This is a genomic window from Acinetobacter sp. UBA1297 (assembly GCF_002307755.1).
Taxonomy (GTDB): Bacteria; Pseudomonadota; Gammaproteobacteria; order Pseudomonadales; family Moraxellaceae; genus Acinetobacter; species Acinetobacter radioresistens.
The window spans coordinates 110,364-129,103 of the sequence record NZ_DBUF01000014.1; the positions used below are offsets into that span (position 1 = coordinate 110,364).

Annotated in this window: 19 protein-coding genes and 1 pseudogene; 13 read left to right on the forward strand and 7 right to left on the reverse strand. The window is 42.8% G+C overall.

Annotated features, from left to right (window positions below; all coding sequences use genetic code 11):
• Window positions 1-296 precede the first annotated feature (296 nt).
• From B3R63_RS06760 to B3R63_RS06770, 3 genes are all read left to right on the forward strand, one after another.
• A complete protein-coding gene (locus tag B3R63_RS06760; RefSeq protein ID WP_005017362.1) occupies window positions 297-605 on the forward strand; it encodes a BolA family protein in 309 nt (102 codons plus the stop codon).
• A gap of 18 nt (window positions 606-623) precedes the next feature.
• Window positions 624-1,013: a SirB2 family protein gene (locus tag B3R63_RS06765; RefSeq protein WP_005405841.1), complete on the forward strand. Its 390-nt coding sequence runs from the start codon at window positions 624-626 to the stop codon at window positions 1,011-1,013.
• Window positions 1,014-1,214: 201 nt separating this feature from the next.
• Window positions 1,215-1,607 carry a hypothetical protein gene (locus tag B3R63_RS06770; RefSeq protein WP_151984780.1) on the forward strand — a complete coding sequence of 131 codons (393 nt, stop codon included), beginning with the start codon at window positions 1,215-1,217 and terminating at the stop codon, window positions 1,605-1,607.
• 395 nt (window positions 1,608-2,002) lie between these two features.
• Here B3R63_RS06770 and B3R63_RS06775 read toward each other — a convergent pair whose 3' ends face one another.
• On the reverse strand, window positions 2,003-2,653 hold the full coding sequence (locus tag B3R63_RS06775; protein ID WP_151984782.1) for a DedA family protein: 651 nt from the start codon (window positions 2,651-2,653) through the stop codon (window positions 2,003-2,005).
• Between the two features lie 307 nt (window positions 2,654-2,960).
• Here B3R63_RS06775 and guaA point away from each other — a divergent pair, with 307 nt between their 5' ends.
• The 3 genes and pseudogenes from guaA to B3R63_RS06790 all read left to right on the forward strand — a co-directional run bounded on the left by guaA (window position 2,961) and on the right by B3R63_RS06790 (window position 6,417).
• On the forward strand, window positions 2,961-4,529 hold the full coding sequence (guaA, locus tag B3R63_RS06780; protein ID WP_005017353.1) for a glutamine-hydrolyzing GMP synthase: 1,569 nt from the start codon (window positions 2,961-2,963) through the stop codon (window positions 4,527-4,529).
• Window positions 4,530-4,782: 253 nt separating this feature from the next.
• Window positions 4,783-5,664: pseudogene (locus B3R63_RS06785) on the forward strand (pirin family protein); the annotation flags it as partial.
• Window positions 5,665-5,763: 99 nt separating this feature from the next.
• Complete coding sequence (locus B3R63_RS06790) at window positions 5,764-6,417, forward strand: glutathione S-transferase (protein ID WP_005404732.1); 654 nt, start codon at window positions 5,764-5,766, stop codon at window positions 6,415-6,417.
• A 68-nt stretch (window positions 6,418-6,485) separates the two neighbouring features.
• Here B3R63_RS06790 and B3R63_RS06795 read toward each other — a convergent pair whose 3' ends face one another.
• Window positions 6,486-7,109: an SPOR domain-containing protein gene (locus B3R63_RS06795; RefSeq protein WP_005017344.1), complete on the reverse strand. Its 624-nt coding sequence runs from the start codon at window positions 7,107-7,109 to the stop codon at window positions 6,486-6,488.
• Between the two features lie 21 nt (window positions 7,110-7,130).
• Entirely contained in the window at window positions 7,131-8,921 is a 1,791-nt protein-coding gene (gene argS / locus B3R63_RS06800) for an arginine--tRNA ligase (RefSeq protein ID WP_151984787.1), read from the reverse strand.
• 192 nt (window positions 8,922-9,113) lie between these two features.
• Between argS and B3R63_RS06805 the strand changes: the two genes are divergently transcribed.
• Together B3R63_RS06805 and B3R63_RS06810 are read left to right on the forward strand one after the other, a co-directional pair.
• Entirely contained in the window at window positions 9,114-9,401 is a 288-nt protein-coding gene (locus tag B3R63_RS06805; RefSeq protein WP_138000397.1) for a DUF2798 domain-containing protein, read from the forward strand.
• A gap of 846 nt (window positions 9,402-10,247) precedes the next feature.
• Window positions 10,248-11,942, forward strand: coding sequence for an NAD-dependent malic enzyme (locus B3R63_RS06810; RefSeq protein WP_151985026.1), 1,695 nt, complete (start codon window positions 10,248-10,250; stop codon window positions 11,940-11,942).
• A gap of 408 nt (window positions 11,943-12,350) precedes the next feature.
• Here B3R63_RS06810 and B3R63_RS06815 read toward each other — a convergent pair whose 3' ends face one another.
• From B3R63_RS06815 to B3R63_RS06830, 4 genes are read right to left on the reverse strand one after another with little or no spacing between them, the layout of a single operon-like run.
• Entirely contained in the window at window positions 12,351-13,271 is a 921-nt protein-coding gene (locus B3R63_RS06815) for a Dyp-type peroxidase (protein ID WP_151985028.1), read from the reverse strand.
• 35 nt (window positions 13,272-13,306) lie between these two features.
• Window positions 13,307-14,110 (reverse strand): zinc ABC transporter permease subunit ZnuB, encoded by an 804-nt coding sequence (znuB, locus tag B3R63_RS06820; RefSeq protein WP_005017298.1) that lies wholly within the window; start codon window positions 14,108-14,110, stop codon window positions 13,307-13,309.
• 3 nt (window positions 14,111-14,113) lie between these two features.
• Window positions 14,114-14,908: a zinc ABC transporter ATP-binding protein ZnuC gene (znuC, locus tag B3R63_RS06825; RefSeq protein ID WP_005017297.1), complete on the reverse strand. Its 795-nt coding sequence runs from the start codon at window positions 14,906-14,908 to the stop codon at window positions 14,114-14,116.
• Window positions 14,881-15,378, reverse strand: a complete 498-nt coding sequence (locus B3R63_RS06830; protein WP_151985030.1) for a transcriptional repressor — start codon at window positions 15,376-15,378, stop codon at window positions 14,881-14,883. Before B3R63_RS06830 ends, znuC begins: the two co-directional genes overlap by 28 nt.
• 121 nt (window positions 15,379-15,499) lie before the next feature.
• On the opposite strand from B3R63_RS06830, the gene B3R63_RS06835 reads away from it, so the two are divergent.
• The 5 genes from B3R63_RS06835 (at window position 15,500) to B3R63_RS06855 (ending at window position 18,731) form a co-directional block, all read left to right on the forward strand.
• Window positions 15,500-16,336: a metal ABC transporter solute-binding protein, Zn/Mn family gene (locus tag B3R63_RS06835; RefSeq protein ID WP_151985032.1), complete on the forward strand. Its 837-nt coding sequence runs from the start codon at window positions 15,500-15,502 to the stop codon at window positions 16,334-16,336.
• Window positions 16,337-16,509: 173 nt separating this feature from the next.
• A complete protein-coding gene (locus tag B3R63_RS06840; protein WP_005017290.1) occupies window positions 16,510-16,908 on the forward strand; it encodes an ATP synthase subunit I in 399 nt (132 codons plus the stop codon).
• Window positions 16,909-17,012: 104 nt separating this feature from the next.
• Entirely contained in the window at window positions 17,013-17,888 is an 876-nt protein-coding gene (gene atpB, locus B3R63_RS06845) for a F0F1 ATP synthase subunit A (protein ID WP_005017287.1), read from the forward strand.
• Window positions 17,889-17,972: 84 nt separating this feature from the next.
• Window positions 17,973-18,218, forward strand: a complete 246-nt coding sequence (gene atpE / locus B3R63_RS06850; RefSeq protein WP_000424060.1) for a F0F1 ATP synthase subunit C — start codon at window positions 17,973-17,975, stop codon at window positions 18,216-18,218.
• A 42-nt stretch (window positions 18,219-18,260) separates the two neighbouring features.
• The gene (locus tag B3R63_RS06855; RefSeq protein WP_005017284.1) at window positions 18,261-18,731 is read left to right on the forward strand and encodes a F0F1 ATP synthase subunit B; all 471 of its coding nucleotides are present in this window, start codon (window positions 18,261-18,263) and stop codon (window positions 18,729-18,731) included.
• The last annotated feature ends 9 nt before the right edge of the window (window positions 18,732-18,740 follow it).

An 18,740-nucleotide genomic window follows, 5' to 3' on the forward strand; every position in this document is an offset into this window, starting at 1 on the left:
GCTCTACCAACTGAGCTATTCCCGCGTGCCGCTTATAATACATTATGGAAGATACCGGTCAACATTTTTCTACAGAATATTGAACTGATTGCATAAAATAAAATCATTTTAAGCTATTTAAATTCAACTTTTATCATCTTTTAGCCTGTTTGCCTTGCCATTCAGCACAAGGTAGTTGGTTTTATATCGAGGTATAACTATAAAAAGATGTAAAACATAAAGATTTTACTAAGGTAAGCTGGCTGAGGAACACGTATACTTCAATTCCACTCCAATAATCACTCAGAGGACTAGTTATGAGCCTAGAACAGCAACTGATTGAACGATTACAGACTTTGTCACCTACTCATCTTGAGGTAGTTAATGAATCTTCAAGTCATGGCGGTTATTTCCCGGGTAAAGAAACACACTTTAAAGTTATTATTGTCAGTGAGTCTTTTATTGGCCTGCGATTGGTACAGCGTCATCAGAAAATTTATGCTCTGACGGCAGATTTGATGAGTCCTGGCAATATCCATGCCTTGGCTATTCATGCTTACTTACCGACTGAATGGCCGGGGATTGCACCTGCAAGCCCTGAATGCGCCCATGCGCCTAAAGTTTAACAAGAGTATAAATTATACATGGATACTCATCTGTTCTTAAAAATTATACATATGAGCAGTGCCACACTAGCTCTGATTGTTTTTGTGCTGCGTGGCCTGACCCTGTTTATCGGAACACAGGGCAACCAGCCAAACCCCATCGGACGTAAGATACTGGTCGCACTACAGCACTTATCCTTTAGCCTGATCATTTTAACAGGTATTATTTTATTAGTGATGAATCAGTTTATGGTACAGCCTTGGTTTTATGCCAAGATTATTCTGTTTATCGTTCTGTTTTCCTCGCTCATGAAGGCTTTCCGCAAGGATGATTCTATATTGTTAGTACAGCGTCGAGCCGGTTTGGCCATTGGTTTATTTGCTTTTATTGCCATTATTTTACTCGTGACCATTAAGCCAAACTTTTAGCACGCTATATACAGCTTGAGTAGCGGTCGGGTTGATTTATAGACCGGTTAAAGGAGCTCATTTCAGAGATTTTCTTTGTAATTGAATCAGCACGTATATAAGCCATCCCATCTCATTATGAATTTCTTACTGAATATGATTTGACCCGGTTGGTAGACAGATTGTTTAATAAAGAGACAAGCTTTGAGTCCGGAATTCTCAATGAAAAGAATCTATTTCTCTGTGGTTGCTGTATCGGCTTTGTTATTAAGTGCCTGTGCAACCCCTGTAAAACCCAGCTATGTTTCTCCCACTCAATATCAGGCATTAAACTGCCAGCAATTGCAGAGTGAATATAACCGTATTCAACAATATCTCGATCAGGGCGTAACACCTGCTACACGTACAGGTGTAGGTTTAGGTGTAGGAATTGGAGGTGGTTGGGGCAGCCGTGGCGGCTGGGGAATCGGGCCATCTGTTTCGGTAAATATGGGGCAGTCCTCAAATACAAAGCGGACTGAAACCGCGCGTCTTTTGGGTGAACAAGAAGCTATTGCACAAGCTGCCCAGTTTAAAAACTGTCCGATCCGGCTGGTTAAACGTGCTACCACCTAAGCTAAAATATTTATATAACTCTGCTTTTTAGTATGGGTATTTGAGAAAAAGGTTATAACTGACTGTGCCTCTATGGCTGCTATAAATTATCGGCCATATATTAAATTTAGGGTCTCGCTATTTTGAAGCAGAAAGCGATAGATCCTCAGTATTATGATCGGTCATAATTTAGATATATTTATCCAGCTCAGGTTCTTGTTATAGAGTTGTCTATCTTCTAAAGATGTATGGCGGATATTGTACTATAGAACCGTTATAATTTTTTTTGAATACCTTGTTAATGTTAATTTTCTGAATTAAAGCAGATGTGTTCTTGAAATTAATATAGCCGATCATTTTAAAAGATCGGCTATATTTATAGGGTATAAATGATGATAAAAAAGTTGTAATAGCACTTAACTTTTTTCAGCCACTGTTCGTCTATTTATAATTTTTTGCCGGATAAAACCAATAATACCAGGCAGAATACTTAAAATAATAATACCGAAAATCAGATGGGTAAAATTATCTTTAATAATAGGCATGTTACCGAACAGATAACCTAATGCAATAAAAGATCCAACCCAGCAAAAGGCCCCAACAATGTTATAACTTAGAAAATATTTATAGTTCATGCTACCGGCCCCTGCTACAAAGGGTGCAAAAGTCCGGGCAAAAGGAATAAAACGCGCAAAGATTACAGTTTTACCGCCATGCCGCTCGAAGAAACGCTGGGTTTTAAACAGATGTTCTTTATTGATAAAACGCGAGTTGATTTCAAAAATTTTGGGGCCCACTAACCGACCAATATGATAATTAAGTGTATCGCCCAGTACAGCAGCAATAAATAGCAAGATACCCAGTACCCATGGATCCATCATTCCGGTAGAAGCAGCAATTGCACCGGCTGCAAATAACAGGCTATCTCCGGGTAGGAAGGGCATGACGACCAGACCTGTTTCGACAAAAATAATCAGGAATAAAATTGCATAAATCCATATGCCATAATCGCGGACAAATTCGAGTAAATGCTGGTCAACGTGTAAGATAAAATCGAGGAGTTCCATGGGAAAAAACAAGCATACGGGGTGACCAAATCCTAGCAGTGCCTATGCTGAAAGTCAGCAGCAAAATATAAAAAAATACATTTATATAGGGAGTTCAAAAATATCAATAAACTCTTGAGGAAAGAGAAGAGTCATTCAATATAAATCCTTGAAAAACAGATTAAGGACTATTTTCTGTTTTTCCGCTATGAAAAAAGCCCATCATCAAAAAATTTTAAAAAATTGATATGTCTGAATAATGTGCTTAATACATCAAAAAATGCTAGAATAGCGCGCTTACTTCGATTGCCTTTCATAGTTGTTTGTCATGACTACCAATACCCAAATTACTGAAGACCGTATTCTGATTCTGGATTTCGGTTCTCAATATAGCCAGCTCATTGCACGCCGTGTTCGTGAAGCAGGCGTATATTCTGAAATGTATGCTTATGACATGTCTGAAGAAGACATTCGTGCTTTTAACCCGAACGGAATTATTCTGTCTGGTGGTCCTGAAAGTGTCCACGTAGAAGGTAGTCCGCGTGCACCACAACTGGTTTTTGAGCTAGGGGTGCCGGTACTGGGAATCTGCTATGGTCTACAAACCATGTGCGAACAGCTGGGTGGCAAGGTAGAGCCTGGTGTGGTGCATGAATTCGGTTATGCCGAAGTAGATATCCTGATTCGCGACGGTCTGATCGGACAGCTGCAAGACCGTGAAAACCAGCTGCATGTCTGGATGAGCCATGGTGACAAAGTGAGTCAGCTACCAGCCGGTTTTAGTGTGACTGCCAGTACGCCAAGCTGTCCAATTGCTATGGTTTCTGATGAAGAACGCCGCTTCTATGGCATCCAGTTTCATCCAGAAGTAACACATACCTCTAAAGGTGCAGAGTTACTTTCCAATTTTGTACATCAGATCTGTGGCTGTCGTGGTCTATGGACTCCAGAACATATTATCGATTTGCGTGTAGAACAGTTACGTGAACAGATTGGTAATGAAAAAGTATTGCTGGGACTTTCAGGTGGCGTAGATTCATCTGTTGTAGCAGCATTGTTGCATAAAGCGATTGGAGACCAGCTAACTTGCGTATTTGTCGACAATGGCCTTTTACGTCTGAATGAAGGCGATCAGGTTATGCAGATGTTTGCGCAGAATATGGGAATCCGTGTAATCCGTGCTGCTGCTGAAGAGCGCTTCCTTGGCGCATTGGCAGGCGAAGTTGATCCAGAGAAAAAACGTAAAATTATCGGCCGCGAGTTTATTGAAGTTTTTGCTGAAGAAGCTCGTAAGCTCGACGGTGTAAAATTCCTGGCACAAGGTACGATTTATCCAGATGTGATTGAATCTGCTGCCAGCAAACAGGGCAAGGCCCATGTGATTAAATCGCATCATAATGTAGGCGGTTTACCAGATGACCTGGCTTTTGAACTGGTTGAACCGTTACGTGACCTGTTTAAGGATGAAGTACGTAAATTGGGTACGACCTTAGGCCTGCCGCATAGCATGATCTATCGTCATCCATTCCCGGGCCCGGGCCTTGGTGTGCGTATTCTGGGTGAAGTGAAAAAGGAATATGCTGATATTCTGCGTCTTGCTGATGATATTTTCATGCAGGAATTACGTGCCAGTGGCTGGTATGACAAGACTGCCCAAGCATTTGCTGTATTCCAGCCTGTCAAATCTGTGGGTGTAGTAGGGGATGGCCGTCGTTATGCATGGGTGATTGCACTGCGTGCTGTGGAGACAGTTGACTTTATGACAGCACGTTTCGCTCATTTGCCTTATGACCTGGTAGACCGTATATCTACCCGTATCATGAATGAAATTAAAGATGTATCACGTGTGGTATATGATGTGTCATCTAAACCACCTGCTACGATTGAATGGGAATAAACAGGCTATTTACAGGTTGAAGCATTTTATTAGGGTTTTCTATAAATCAGTTTTAAAATGCTCTAGTTAGCTGGCTTAAAATATCCCTTATTAAAAAGGACGCTTTCGCGTCCTTTTTTATGCAGAAAATTTACGTTATAACCGAATCAGATCAAGCAGATTTTATATAAAACATGATAAGAGTATAAAGATGAATCAATCAGGGACCGGAACTATAGAGCCGGCAGAGCATATACTGCCACATGCAACTCAATTACAAGAAATAGCTACCCGTACCGCTGAAATTGGACAGGGTACTGTAATTCAGCGGGCTCTGCCCAGCCGTTATAAACGTATGATTGGTGCATGGTGTTTCCTAGATCATGCGGGACCAGCCACATTTAAACCGGGGCAGGGCATGAAGGTGGGGCCGCATCCTCATATCGGACTGCAAACTTTTACCTGGATGATTGAAGGAACGGTAATGCACCGGGATAGTATCGGCTCTGAACAGCTCATTGAGCCGGGACAAGTCAATCTGATGACAGCAGGATATGGAATTACCCATACCGAAGTTTCTCCTGAGTCAGAGACCAGGATGCATGCTGCTCAGCTCTGGATTGCCTTACCTGATGAGCAGCGCAACATGTTACCTAAATTTGAACATTATCCTCAGTTGCCAGTTGTCGAAAAGGATCAGCTACAATGTACTGTACTGGTCGGTGAATTTCTAGGACAGTCTTCTCCGGTACAGGTTTATAGTCCGTTGCTCGGTGTTGATTTAAAAGCTAGAGAAGATAGTCGGCAGGTTTTTACTTTAAATCCACAATTTGAATATGGTTTTCTTGTTCTGGAAGGCAATGCACAAGTGAACGGCCATGAATTACATAAACAAAATATGCTGGTATTGCCCCCTGGTCTGGAAGAGATTGAACTTGAATTAAATAAAGATGCCCGTCTTTTATTGATAGGCGGCGCACCATTTGAAACGCCAATAGTCCTGTGGTGGAATCTGGTTGCACGAACTTCTGAAGAAATAAGACAGGCGCGTGAGCAATGGGAGAAACATGATCACCGTTTTGGAAACGTTGAGGGTCATGCTGGACCGCGACTTGAAGCACCTCCTGTTCCCGGACAAATGCGTCCTGCCAAATAAGTCCCCTAATGACTGGTGATAGTATATAAAATAATAGGCTAGCTGCTGTTGTTTTGATAATTTAATTTTTATAAACACAATAAACTCAGGAATAAAACCATGCTAACTCTACATCATCTGGAACAATCCCGTTCGTTCCGTATTCTTTGGGCTCTAGAAGAGTTAGGACTAGATTATCAGATTGAATTTTATCGCCGTCAGCCAGATTATACCGGCCCAGATAGTTTAAAGGCCATTCATCCATTGGGTAAAGCCCCTATCTTAACAGATGACGGTCATGTACTGGCTGAGTCTGGTGCAATCCTGGAATACCTGCAAAGCCAGTATGATCAAGAATCACATTTTAAGCCAACCGATCCTGCTTCTCTGCGTGATTATATTTACTGGATGCATTATGCCGAAGGTTCACTAATGCCTTTACTGGTGTTTCAACTGGTGATTTCAAAAGTAGGAGAGCGGGTCCCTTTTCTGATTCGTCCGCTTGCCAATAAGATTACGGATGGTATCCGGGCCGGATTTGTTCAGCCACGCTTAAAAGATCATATTGCTTTTCTGGAGCAGTATCTGGGCCAGCATGAGTATGTCGCGGGTCAATTCAGTTTTGCTGATATCCAGATGAGTTTTCCGCTTGAAGCTATGGCAACACGCCTACAAGGACATTATCCCAATATACAGAAATATTTAGCCCGAATTCATGTGCGTCCCGCTTATCAGCAGGCTAAGGCACGGGACCCGGAACAGGCTCAAGTATAACTGTATTTATTATTTATCAGCTATAAATAAAAAAGGATGCGACCGCATCCTTTTCTATTTTTTCAGGTCTAACGTTTTACCACAATTGAATCAATACCACTATGTTGTAAAGTCTGCTGTGCAATGACAGCAGCTTCCTGTGAGTCATACGGCCCAGAAATGACCCGATACCAGGTTTGGCCATTTTCAGTGGTTTTGATGACATCAGCAGAAAGACCATTCAAGATAATTTCGGCACGGCGTGCATCAGCACTATCAGGATCTGGAAAACTGCGTACCTGTAAAATAAACGATGGCTGACGTGGTACAGGCGCTTCAGTCACATCCAGGCTACCATCTGCTGGTACTGCATCTGCCGGCGTGGCAGGTTGTACTGGTTCAGGTGCTTCTACGATTACTACAGGTGCAGTATCTTTAGTGGTCTCAGGAATAGCCTGTTCAGGAATTGGTGTAACCTGCTGTTGTGGCAGCAAGTCATAGAAACGGTAATCCTTGTTGGTTTCTTCCTGGTAGTGCTCGGAGGTAATCTGGTTTTTCGGTTTAACCGGTTCCCACGGTTTCCAGAGCATCAATATAACTGCCAGGCAGAGTACAGCCAATATAGCGACCAGCGTCCCCAACCATTTCGGAATCAGGGGCTGCTTTGGCTTAGTTGACCGTTCAGATACACCGCGTTGCGTTTTTCCAAACACGTGGAAACCTCTCTTGTTATTTTACATGGTAGTCGGTGCAGACACACCGAGCAGTTCCAGGCCATTACGAAGTACTTGCTGAACATTTACAGAAAGTAGTAGACGGGCCTGAGTCAGTTCAGCATCATCACCAAGTACTTTATGTTCATTATACCAACCGTGGAAAAGCGCTGCCAATTCCTTCAGGTAGTTACCGACCTGATGCGGCTCATAAACATTGGCTGCACGAATCACAATATCCGGGTAAGCCGCCAGCTTGGCCAGCAGTTCGGTTTCTGCATCAAGTTCCAGGCGCGGTGCATGGCTACGTGCTGTAGAGACATTCAAAACAATACCATTACTCGCGGCTTTTTCTAGCATACGGCAGATACGTGCATGCGCATACTGGATATAATATACGGCATTATCTTTACTTTGCGAGACTGCAAGGTCAAGGTCAAAGTCAATATGCTGTTCAGATTTACGCATTACATAATAAAAACGTGCTGCGTCATTGCCAACTTCTTTACGCAGGTCACGCAAGGTTACAAACTGTCCGGAACGCGAAGACATCTGAACCATTTCACCACTACGCCATAAACTCACAAACTGTACCAGTAAAACAGTCAGTTTCTTTGAGTCATAGCCCATTGCCTCAATTGCAGCTTTTACCCGCGAGATATAACCATGGTGATCTGAACCCCAGATATCAATCAGGTCGGTATAACCGCGTTGCAGTTTATTGAGATGATAGGCAATATCCGAGGCAAAATAAGTGGTCTGGCCATTACGGCGTTTTACTACACGGTCTTTTTCATCACCAAATTCGGTTGATTTAAACCAGATGTTGCCATCTTTTTCATATAAAAAGCCGCGTTGATCCAAGGTTTGTAGGGCTTCATCAATTTTTTCAGTGAGCGAAGCTTCACTAAACCATTCATTAAACGTTACACCGAACTCGCCCAGATCATCTTTAATATCATCTAGAATGGCTTTAAGCGCTGCCTGGTGAAACACTCGATAACCTTCACCCAGTAAGTGCTGGGCATTAAAAATCAGGCCATCAATATGCTTTTCTTTATCACCAGAGAGAACGACTTTATTACCTTCACTGTCTGGCTCAGCAGCATATTGAACATCTTCCGGAACATCTTTATAGACATCAGCGACTAGGTGTACATAAGTTTTACCTTTCAGGTCGATAATGCCCTGTGCGATTTCCTTGACATAGTCACCTTGGTAGGCATTTTTAGGAAAAACTAAATCTTGTCCTAACAGTTCAAGATAACGCAGGTAAGTAGAGGTCGCCAGAATATCCATTTGACGGCCAGCATCATTGACATAATATTCACGATCAACCTTTGCACCTGTCGCCTCAAGCAAAGTAGCGACGGTCATGCCGTAAGCAGCACCACGGCCATGACCTACATGCAGGCTAGATGTCGGATTGGCAGAGACAAACTCAACCTGAATTTTTTTCGCAGCATTAACCTGCGTGCGACCATATTGGTCTTTTTGAGCCTGAATCTGGTCGAGTACCGCAAAGCGCTGGTCAGCATTTAAAAAGAAATTGATAAAGCCCGGACCAGCAATTTCAGCTTTGCTAATGTCAGCCACTTCAGGCAGGTTTGCCAGAATTTTTTCAGCCAGATCACGCGGCTTCATACCAGCAGCTTTTGCCCCGATCATGGCAATATTAGATGCGAAATCGCCATGACTGCGGTCTTTGGTTCGGGTCAGGCTACTGCTGTTGGTCCACTCAGTGGGGAGTACCCCTTGGTTCTGAAGGGATTGTACTGCATGATCAAGAGCTGCTTGTATTGCCGTATTCATAATCAGTCGAAAAATAAGTATCGCGGAAAGAGAGCAAATATAACAAATTTCCAGCAGCTTGGGGGAGTGCATTTACAGGGATTAAAAGCGCTTTGGCCGTTTCATTACAGGAAATGCTATAATGCTGCTTATTTTCCTCAAGAAATCTGGAAAATATTTTATAAATTTATATTAAAAACCTAGAGTTATGCCATGAACCAAACGCGTGCGACCATTATCGGCAGTATCCCGAAGCTACCGGCAGCATGCGCTGCCTGGATAATACCTCTTATTTTATCCTGTCTGATGAGTGGAATAATTTCCATGATTAATCTTTTACGCAGTTTAGGTTGGGTCGAAAATTTCTTTCATCTCTGGTTTTGTGCCTGGATGTTATCTTGGCTGGCTGCATTTCCAGCGGTACTGATCCTATTGCCACTGGTACGCCGTATAGCCGGCCTGTTAGTTGATATGACCCCGCCATCTCCACCTCAGCGTTAATTAATTCCGTGCGGTCAGTGGTTTTTCTAGCAGTTCAGCGTGGTTAAGATGAAAGGTATAAAGGTTGCGGGAATAGTAGACTTTATTAATTTTTATTATTTTGGACTTTTGTTTGAACATATTCCGCTTCTGGAAGATGATAAAGCGCAAAGGGATTGGCAGTTTTTATTGTCGGGTAAGAGAAGAGCCGGATCTGTCTAGTCTCTAGTTTATTAGTCTAGACTTATTCACTGCTGCTCATACAAATAGAAAACCAGCTTTTGATAAGCTATCTGACCATTGAACTCAAAAGATAAAATATAATTTTGCTCAGGTTTGTTTTGAAGAATTTAAACTTTCTCTTTTTTATATAAACCTGCTGGATTCTTCAGAATGTGTCACTGAGCTGCCCCAATGGATTGAGAGTAATTTTATGAATATCTCTTATGCCTTTGGGGCAAAATTTAATAATTCTTTTATGATCAAAACAGAGCTTAAATCTTCCCTTATTTTTGAAATGGCTCAATAGTTGCCATCTGCAGCCAGAAAAACACTAATCATCAATAAAATCAAAAAGTAGAGCTTTATTATTAGTCATTATTATTTTCAGAGAGTTAAATAGCACAGAAGTATAACAAAATAAAGTTTCATCAGAATCCTGTTCAGGACAATATAAAACCAGATCCAGTCTTCGATAACTTTCTTATTCTCTATGTAAATACTCTCAATATCAGTATCACTGTTCGAAATACCCATTTTATATAAAAAACGCTTAAGCTAAGGGCTAAATCAAGTGAATGAAAGTTGAAGACTGGACAGATCCTTACATTTTAGTCAATCTGGACCAAGTCTATAGGTATGAGATAAATGACCACAGAGCAAAGCAAGCATCCATTATATATTCCTTATGCTGGCTACACCCTATTAGAACTCCCGCTATTAAACAAAGGTTCTGCCTTTACCGAAGAAGAACGCAGTACATTTAATCTGCACGGTTTAATTCCGCATATTATTGAAAGTATCGAAGAGCAGAGCCAGCGCTCCTATCAACAGTACTCTTCTTTTAATGATGCAATCAATAAGCATATTTATTTACGAAATATCCAAGACACTAATGAAACCTTGTTTTACCACCTGATCGAGAATCATCTAAGTGAGATGATGCCGATAATTTATACACCAACAGTGGGTGAGGCCTGTCAGCGTTTTTCTGACATATATCGTCGACACCGAGGAATTTTTATTTCTTATCCGGACCGTGAACATATTGATGACATCTTGCAGAATGTCAGCAAAAAGAATGTAAAAGTTATCGTTATTACAGATGGCGAACGTATTCTGGGCTTAGGAGATCAGGGTATTGGCGGAATGGGGATTCCTATTGGCAAGCTCTCTTTATATACCGCATGTGGCGGAATCAGCCCGGCTTATACCTTGCCTATTACCATTGATGTGGGTACCAATAACCAGCAACTCTTAAATGACCCGATTTATATGGGATGGCGACAGCCACGTATTACTGGTGATGAGTATTATGCCTTTATTGATCAGGTGATTAATGCCATTAAACGCCGCTGGCCAAAAGCCTTAATTCAGTTTGAAGATTTTGCCCAGAATAATGCAATGCCAATATTGCAGACTTACCGCAACAAAATCTGCTGTTTTAATGATGATATTCAAGGAACTGCAGCAGTATCAGTAGGAAGCCTGATAGCAGCCAGCCGTGCTGCTGGCAAGCAGCTTAAAGATCAGGTTGTGGCATTCCTGGGTGCAGGCTCAGCCGGTTGCGGTATTGCTGAGCAGATTGTGGCACAAATGGTTGCGGAAGGTTTAACTGATACCGAAGCACGAGCACGTGTTTATATGGTCGATCGTTTTGGCCTGATTACTGAAAACCAGCCAAATCTGCGGGATTTCCAGCGTAAACTGGCGCAGCGTGCAGATATCATTGCCGACTGGGCTGATATGGGTGAAGTTATCTCTCTGCTGGATGTGGTCAGGAATGCTCAGCCAAGTGTATTGATTGGAGTATCTGGGCAGCCCGGACTATTTACTAAAGAAATTATTAAAACTATGCATGCGCATTGTGAGCGTCCAATTGTAATGCCACTTTCTAATCCAACTTCTCAGGTTGAGGCTGTACCCGCCGATATTATCCAGTGGACAGAGGGGAAAGCTTTAATTGCAACCGGTAGCCCGTTTGCACCGGTCAATTATCATGGCAAAATTTATGAGATTTCCCAGTGTAATAACTCATATATTTTTCCAGGTATTGGTTTAGGTGTAATTGCCTGTGGCGCCACCCGGATTACAGATAGCATGCTTATGGCTTCGAGTAATGCCCTGGCAGATTGTTCACCTATGTTAATTGATCCAGAGGCAGACTTATTGCCGAGTATTGATGAGATTCAAAAGGTTTCTAAAATCATTGCTTTTAAAGTTGCGAAAGCAGCTATGGAAGCTGAAGTTGCTCCTCTCATTAATGATGAGCTCTTACAGAAGTGTATTGAAGAGAACTTCTGGAAACCGGAATATCGTCGCTATAAAAGAATTCCTTTTTAACTTTAAGTAAATTCAAGGAGCTTCGGCTCCTTTTTTATTATTCAATAAAAAAGACTTTAATCCCAAAGCTGGACGATTACGGTGATCTTGCATTAAAATGCGCCCAATTTATAACATCAATAATTAAAAATTATAGATGGATGTCATAGTCATAAAGAAAATCATTTTTTGATTTATGGAAGAGATCTAATATAAATAATGAGTATAGAAAAAATAAGTTACTTATTTTTAGGTTTTTAATTAAACTCTTTATAAGAAGATAAATTAATTATTAAGTTAAAGATATAGTTATTTTTAGTAAATATCATAACGAATATAGTTAAATTTATAAATTCTAAATATCATATTATAAAAATATAAGAAAGCTCTAAAACACTCTAGAGCTTTAAAAATATACCCTTCAGTTTTTTAACTCTCTAATATCACTTCAAGTAATTCTGCACTAGGCACAAAGTAATATGCCCCATCAAGTGGAGTGACAAAGTGTAATAAACGGTCATGAATACCATCACTACTGCTTCCAAACATACGGTTCAGCATGAGATCGATAATGTTAAGATCTTTAGTATACGCAATAAAGAAAAGACCCTGATCACCTTTCCCATCACCATATGGGAGACTATGACGAAGAATCTCCATTTCTTCACCATTTTCATCTTCTACCACGGTACGTGCTATATGCGCATTCTCAGGTTTTACCTCATCATCCAGTTCAATAGACTCAAGTTTGGTACGGCCCATGATCTGCTCTTGAGTATCTACTTTTAAACGTTTCCATTTTTCCAGGTCATGTGCATAACGCTGGGCAAAAATAAATGATCCATCTGCAAATACACCGCTGTCTTCAGGCAGAAGCGCAACCTCTGCACGGTCATCGTTAAATTGTGGGTTTTCAGTACCGTCAATAAAGCCGGTAATATCACGTCCATCAAAGTAGCGAAAACATATCCGCTCATCCAGCACCTCAACCTTGTCTTTGATTCCCTCAAAAAATGCCTGGCTCAAGGCAAAACAGATGTCGGCACGTGCGCTGGCAATATGAATGAATACATCGGCAGGTACCACCGGCATCTGAAAAGTACCCTGCTGAGGAGCAAGCTGTTTAAAGCCAGGAGGCATTTCTTTATAAAGCTGGGGCCATATTTCTGGACCGAAAGCGACTGCCGCTTTAATCTGTGCAGCAGGGTGCTGGGTAATCAAACGGTCTCGTGTACTATGCAGTAGCGCGATTTGCTCCTTAAGCTCAGCCACTGACAAATCTTTTAAACGTAAACTGATAAAACGTGCATGGTCAGAAGGTAAGGGAAGGATTACCGATTGAGCAGTCATTAAAAACCCCACAAAATTTTATACAGGCTTAAGCCTTATGAAATACTTGTTCTGATCTTCTGTACAGTAAAAATCAGGATAAATAAAATTGCCATAGTAAGTACAATACTTAAGCCGGTCGAAATGTCTAGACCAGCACTTGACCATAGTCCTACCGTTATTCCAATCTGTGCCATCACAAATGCCCAGATCACCATCTGTCTGGGTGAATGTGCAAGCAGACGTGCCGTCAGCGCAGGTATGACCAGTAATGCTCCCATCAGTAAAGAACCTACGGCACGCAATGCCAGAACTGTAAACAGCGCCAGCAGTAACATGAAAATCAGGCGCTGCCATTGGTTATGGATGCCTTCGCTGGCTGCAATATCCGGATCAATTGCAGTACGGATCTGGGCTTGCCATGATTTATAAAGCACGGCGAGTGCCAGCAGAATAACCGCAGCAAATGTAGGTAAGTCATTCCAGCTGATTGTAAGCAGGTCACCGAACAGATAACTGAGCAGTTCAGGCCTTAAACTGGGCAAGTGCTGGATAAACAACAGGCCAGAACAGAGCAGGGTCGCTGAACACAGTGCCAGTAAAGCATCACTCGGCAAGCGCGGATCATGCAATACCCATAACACTGCCACCAGTAATAAGGCCAGTAAAGTAACACCCATCCATAGTGGTAAGCTAAGTGCACCTGCAACGGCAACGCCAAGTAAAGTGCCATGCGCCATGGTGTCGGCAAAAAATGACATCCGTCGCCACAGCATCAGACAGCCAAGTGGAGCGGTCAGAAAGACCAGCAGGGTACCCATAATCCAGGCAGGAAGCAGAAGTTGTAGCCATTCCATCATTACTTAAACTTCCGGTTCAGGGTGGATATGTGGGCGGGCATCATGCTGACAGGGTTCAGCATGGTCGCCATGCGCACAGCGGTCATGATGATGCTGATAAAATACACGTTGGGTTCCAAAGATTGCCTGATATTCAGGATGTTGCTGAACATTCTCTGGCAGGCCACTACAACAGATATGCTTGTTGAGGCAAACCACACGATGCGTGCCTTGCATGACCCACTGCAAGTCATGAGAAACCATTAATACGGCACAGCCATAACGTTCCGGCAGGCTCCGTACATAGGCATACAGTTCGGCCTCAGACTGAATGTCAAGCCCTTGCATGGGTTCATCCAGAACCAGGATATCTGGCTGGCGCAGTAATGCACGTGCCAGTAATACCCGTTGCCGTTCACCTCCGGAAAGTTGTTGCACTTTAGATAACTCTAACTTGCTGATACCCGTATCTCGGATGATTTCTGATTTGATCTGCTGGGAGCAGTTTTCTAAAGCCAGCAGGTCTTTGACGCGCAATGGCAAGCTATGTGATGGGTTAAATTTTTGTGGCACATACGACATCTTTAGCGTTTTAGCTGTGCGGACATGACCAGTGCTCGGCTGCATAATGCCCAGCAATATCTTAATCAGGGTAGACTTGCCAGCACCGTTTGGACCGATCAGGGTCACAATCTCCCGCTCATGGAGCGTAAAATTAACCTGCTTAAGAATATCCAGCTCATCAAGCCTTACACTGATATCTTCAAGAGAGACCAGGGGCAGGGGAGAGCTTAGGCCGTGGTGCTGCACTGCTGACATAATCCTGAAATCTCGATAATACTGTGGTGCGCATTGAAATGATCAGAAGCTGCCAGTTGTTCCAGCTGCTGCATCAAGCCTTGTGCCGATGCCTCTTTAACAATGTGGCAGCGCGTACAGATCAGAAAAGCAGCCTGATGACCTTCTCTTGGATGACAACAGGGAATATAGGCATTAATCGAAGTCAAACGGTGAATAAGGCCTTTTTCCAGCAGAAACTCTAGCGTACGGTAAACAGTAGGTGGTGCAGCCGGCCGGTCAGTATTACTTTTCATTTTAGCCAGCAGGTCATAGGCCCCCATCGGGCTGGAAGCTTTCAGAATCAGCTCCAGCACCTGTTTACGTAAAGGAGTAAGACGTGCACCCGAGGCAATACATAAGCTTTCTGCTTCAGCAAGACGTGCTTCAACGTTATGATGGTCATGTACGCCGTGCAATGTGTCATGATGTCCATGTGAACATGAGCTCATGCTAAAACCTCGAAAATAATTTATTAAATATTAACATGAAGCCTAAGCATGTTTCGAACAGGCATAGGTATTTTTGTAGAATTGTTATATTATAACATTAAAGGGTCTTGGTTTCTTCTTTATGTTACGTTTTATTCTTGTTGCTCTGGCACTATGCAGTTGTACCTTAAGCTGGTCAAATGACCTGGTTGTATCTACACAACCTATTTACCTGATCAGTAAAGCAGTTACCCAAGGAATCGAGCAACCCAAGCTACTATTAGCCAATCAGAGCGGGCATGATATTACTCTAAAGCCGGCTCACCGTAAGATCATTCAGGATGCTTCTCTGGTGATCTGGCTTGGGAAAGCTCATGAAGCTCCTTTAGACAAGGTATTGAGCAGCCAGCCTAAAGCAATTTCTATCCTGGATTCAGGACTGGTGAAGCTGCTGCCACTTCGAAATACACGTGGTAAAGCATTACCAAATACTGTCGATACCCATATCTGGCTTGATCCGAATAATGCGGTACGTATCGGCTTTTTTATAGCGGCCTTACGTTCACAGCAGTATCCGGCACATCGGCAGGCTTACTGGAATAATGCACGGACATTTGCAGCACGTATGCTCAAAGTGACGCAACAATATAACCAGACTGGTCAGTCACGCCCATACTGGTCTTATCATGATGCTTACCAATATTTGGAAAGACCTCTTAATCTGCGCTTTGCTGGTGCCTTAACTGATGATCCACATATTGCTCCAACTATGAGTCAGATTCGTTACCTGAACCAGCAGCGGCCAAGTCAAAAAATGTGTTTGCTGGCAGAAGGCCATGCCAGCCAGGTCCAGTATCGTAGCCTGAATCCGATCATATTCCAGAAGGTCGACGAAAGTATGAGTAATGAGCAGGATTTTATTGTAGCGTGGAAAGATCTCGCTGATCAGGCCCATCGCTGTGTAGTAAATGCACGATAAACAGATAAAAAATAAACACCCTGAAAATCTCTCAAGAACTGGCTGAGGATTGAAAAAAACCATAGTTCAATCGGGAAAAGATTGCATGTTCAGGGGTGTAACTCTATAATGCCTGCGATTAAAAACGATCATCAGCTAAACTTGTCAAGCATTTATGCTGTAAGTGGGTAAAAATGAGCCGAACTAGTCGCTTGATTGACCGACGGTTAGCGAAAGCTTTGGTCTACCTGCAAGCATTTATGATACCTGTGTCTGCTTTGATAGCATGGCTTGTAAGTGATACAACCGCAGCATTAAGTGCCGCACTTGGTGCATTGGTGTGCTGGCTTGCAAGCAGTTATTTCTCATGGCAGTCATTTAGAACTGCCGGGGCAAGAGCTTCAAAGCAGGTTCTATTGAATATGTACCGGGGCATGCTCGGCAAGTTTGCAATCATGATTGTTGGCTTTATTTTAATTTTAAGCAATGTACAACCACTGTCACCGGTGGCATTGTTTTGTGGATTTATACTCGTTCAGAGCATGTCTTGGGTTGCCCCGTTTTGGGTGTCTCGACTACAAAAACGAGTTTAAGCGCAGCAGAAATTGAAAAGTTTTTTTGGAGATGTGTGAGATATCAGGCAGCACGCGATATTCACCAGCTCTATTTATTATTTGACATTGACCAGGTGTGATTTATGGCTGCTGAAGAACATGCCCTTACTTCGACAGAGTATATTAAGCATCACTTGACCAATATGACCTATGGCAAAATGCCGGACGGTACTTGGAAATTGGCCGAGACTGCTGAAGAAGCTCAACAGATGGGGTTCACTGCAATTCACTTGGATTCAATGGGTTGGTCAATTGGCCTTGGTGTGATTTTCTGTTTATTATTCTGGCTGGTTGCTAAAGCAGCCAATTCTGGTGTTCCTACCAAATTCCAGTCTGCAATCGAAATGATCATTGAGTTCGTTGACTCAAGTGTTCGTGATACTTTCCATGGCAAATCTCGCTTGATTGCGCCATTGGCACTGACCATCTTCGTGTGGATTTTCCTCATGAACCTGATGGACCTGATTCCTGTTGACTGGGTTCCTTACCTGGCTCAGCAGATTGGTGCAAGTGTATTTGGTATGGATCCTCACCACGTTTACTTCAAGATTGTTCCATCTACTGACCCGAACATTACCTTAGGTATGTCCCTGTCAGTATTTGTCCTGATCTTGTTTTACAGCATCCGTGAAAAGGGTGTTGGTGGCTTTGTTGGCGAGTTGGCACTTAACCCATTCAACCCAAGTAACCCAGTTGCAAAAGCGTTACTTATTCCAGTGAACTTAATTCTGGAACTGGTAACTTTCCTTGCACGTCCAATTTCATTGGCACTTCGACTGTTCGGTAATATGTATGCGGGTGAGTTGATCTTCATCTTGATCGCGCTTTTACCGTTCTGGATCCAATGGGCGTTATCTGTGCCTTGGGCTATCTTCCACATTCTTGTTATTACGTTGCAGGCGTTCATTTTCATGATGCTGACCATCGTATACTTGAGCATGGCAAGCGAAAAACATTAATGGTATTGCCTGACTGTTATCAGACGGTTAGGCACAATTTTTTAATTTAATTTGGTATAAAACCTAACCTCTGAGGAATTTTTCATGGAACTCACTTTAGGTCTAGTTGCAATTGCATCTGCTATCTTGATCGCTTTCGGTGCTTTAGGTACTGCGATTGGTTTTGGTCTTCTGGGCGGTCGCTTCCTTGAAGCTGTTGCACGTCAACCAGAATTGGCTCCACAACTTCAAACTCGTATGTTCCTAATCGCGGGTCTTCTTGATGCTGTGCCTATGATCGGCGTTGGTATTGGTTTGTTCTTCATCTTCGCAAATCCATTTGTAGGTTAATCAGCTTAATTCCCAAAACTCCACTATTTGAGGAATTGCTAAATGAATATCAACCTCACATTGATTGGCCAAGCGATTGCATTTGCGGTTTTTGTCGCATTCTGCATGAAGTTTGTCTGGCCACCACTAATCAATGCGATTAGTGAGCGTCAGCGTCGTATCGCTGATGGCTTAAATGCTGCTGAAAAAGCGAAAGCTGATCTTGCCGATGCACAGGCGCAAGTAAAGCAAGAGCTTGACGTGGCTAAAGCACAAGCGGCTCAATTGATCGAACAAGCGAACCGTCGTGCAGCACAGCTGATCGAAGAAGCGCGTACTCAAGCTGCGGCTGAAGGTGAGCGTATTCGTCAACAGGCAAAAGAAGCTGTTGATCAGGAGATCAATTCTGCTCGCGAAGAATTACGTCAACAAGTTGCTGCCTTGGCAGTATCCGGTGCAGAAAAAATCCTGAACCAGCAAGTTGATGCGCAAGCTCACAATGCCATGCTGACCCAGCTGGCTGCTAAACTTTAAGCGAGGCGA

Coding starts and splice junctions, on each gene's coding strand:
- B3R63_RS06760 (WP_005017362.1), top strand. CDS start 297: ATGAGCCTAGAACAGCAACTGATTGAACGATTACAGACTTTGTCACCT.
- B3R63_RS06765 (WP_005405841.1), top strand. CDS start 624: ATGGATACTCATCTGTTCTTAAAAATTATACATATGAGCAGTGCCACA.
- B3R63_RS06770 (WP_151984780.1), top strand. CDS start 1,215: ATGAAAAGAATCTATTTCTCTGTGGTTGCTGTATCGGCTTTGTTATTA.
- B3R63_RS06775 (WP_151984782.1), bottom strand. CDS start 2,653: ATGGAACTCCTCGATTTTATCTTACACGTTGACCAGCATTTACTCGAA.
- guaA (WP_005017353.1), top strand. CDS start 2,961: ATGACTACCAATACCCAAATTACTGAAGACCGTATTCTGATTCTGGAT.
- B3R63_RS06790 (WP_005404732.1), top strand. CDS start 5,764: ATGCTAACTCTACATCATCTGGAACAATCCCGTTCGTTCCGTATTCTT.
- argS (WP_151984787.1), bottom strand. CDS start 8,921: ATGAATACGGCAATACAAGCAGCTCTTGATCATGCAGTACAATCCCTT.
- B3R63_RS06805 (WP_138000397.1), top strand. CDS start 9,114: ATGAACCAAACGCGTGCGACCATTATCGGCAGTATCCCGAAGCTACCG.
- B3R63_RS06810 (WP_151985026.1), top strand. CDS start 10,248: ATGACCACAGAGCAAAGCAAGCATCCATTATATATTCCTTATGCTGGC.
- B3R63_RS06815 (WP_151985028.1), bottom strand. CDS start 13,271: ATGACTGCTCAATCGGTAATCCTTCCCTTACCTTCTGACCATGCACGT.
- znuB (WP_005017298.1), bottom strand. CDS start 14,110: ATGATGGAATGGCTACAACTTCTGCTTCCTGCCTGGATTATGGGTACC.
- znuC (WP_005017297.1), bottom strand. CDS start 14,908: ATGTCAGCAGTGCAGCACCACGGCCTAAGCTCTCCCCTGCCCCTGGTC.
- B3R63_RS06830 (WP_151985030.1), bottom strand. CDS start 15,378: ATGAGCTCATGTTCACATGGACATCATGACACATTGCACGGCGTACAT.
- B3R63_RS06835 (WP_151985032.1), top strand. CDS start 15,500: ATGTTACGTTTTATTCTTGTTGCTCTGGCACTATGCAGTTGTACCTTA.
- B3R63_RS06840 (WP_005017290.1), top strand. CDS start 16,510: ATGAGCCGAACTAGTCGCTTGATTGACCGACGGTTAGCGAAAGCTTTG.
- atpB (WP_005017287.1), top strand. CDS start 17,013: ATGGCTGCTGAAGAACATGCCCTTACTTCGACAGAGTATATTAAGCAT.
- atpE (WP_000424060.1), top strand. CDS start 17,973: ATGGAACTCACTTTAGGTCTAGTTGCAATTGCATCTGCTATCTTGATC.
- B3R63_RS06855 (WP_005017284.1), top strand. CDS start 18,261: ATGAATATCAACCTCACATTGATTGGCCAAGCGATTGCATTTGCGGTT.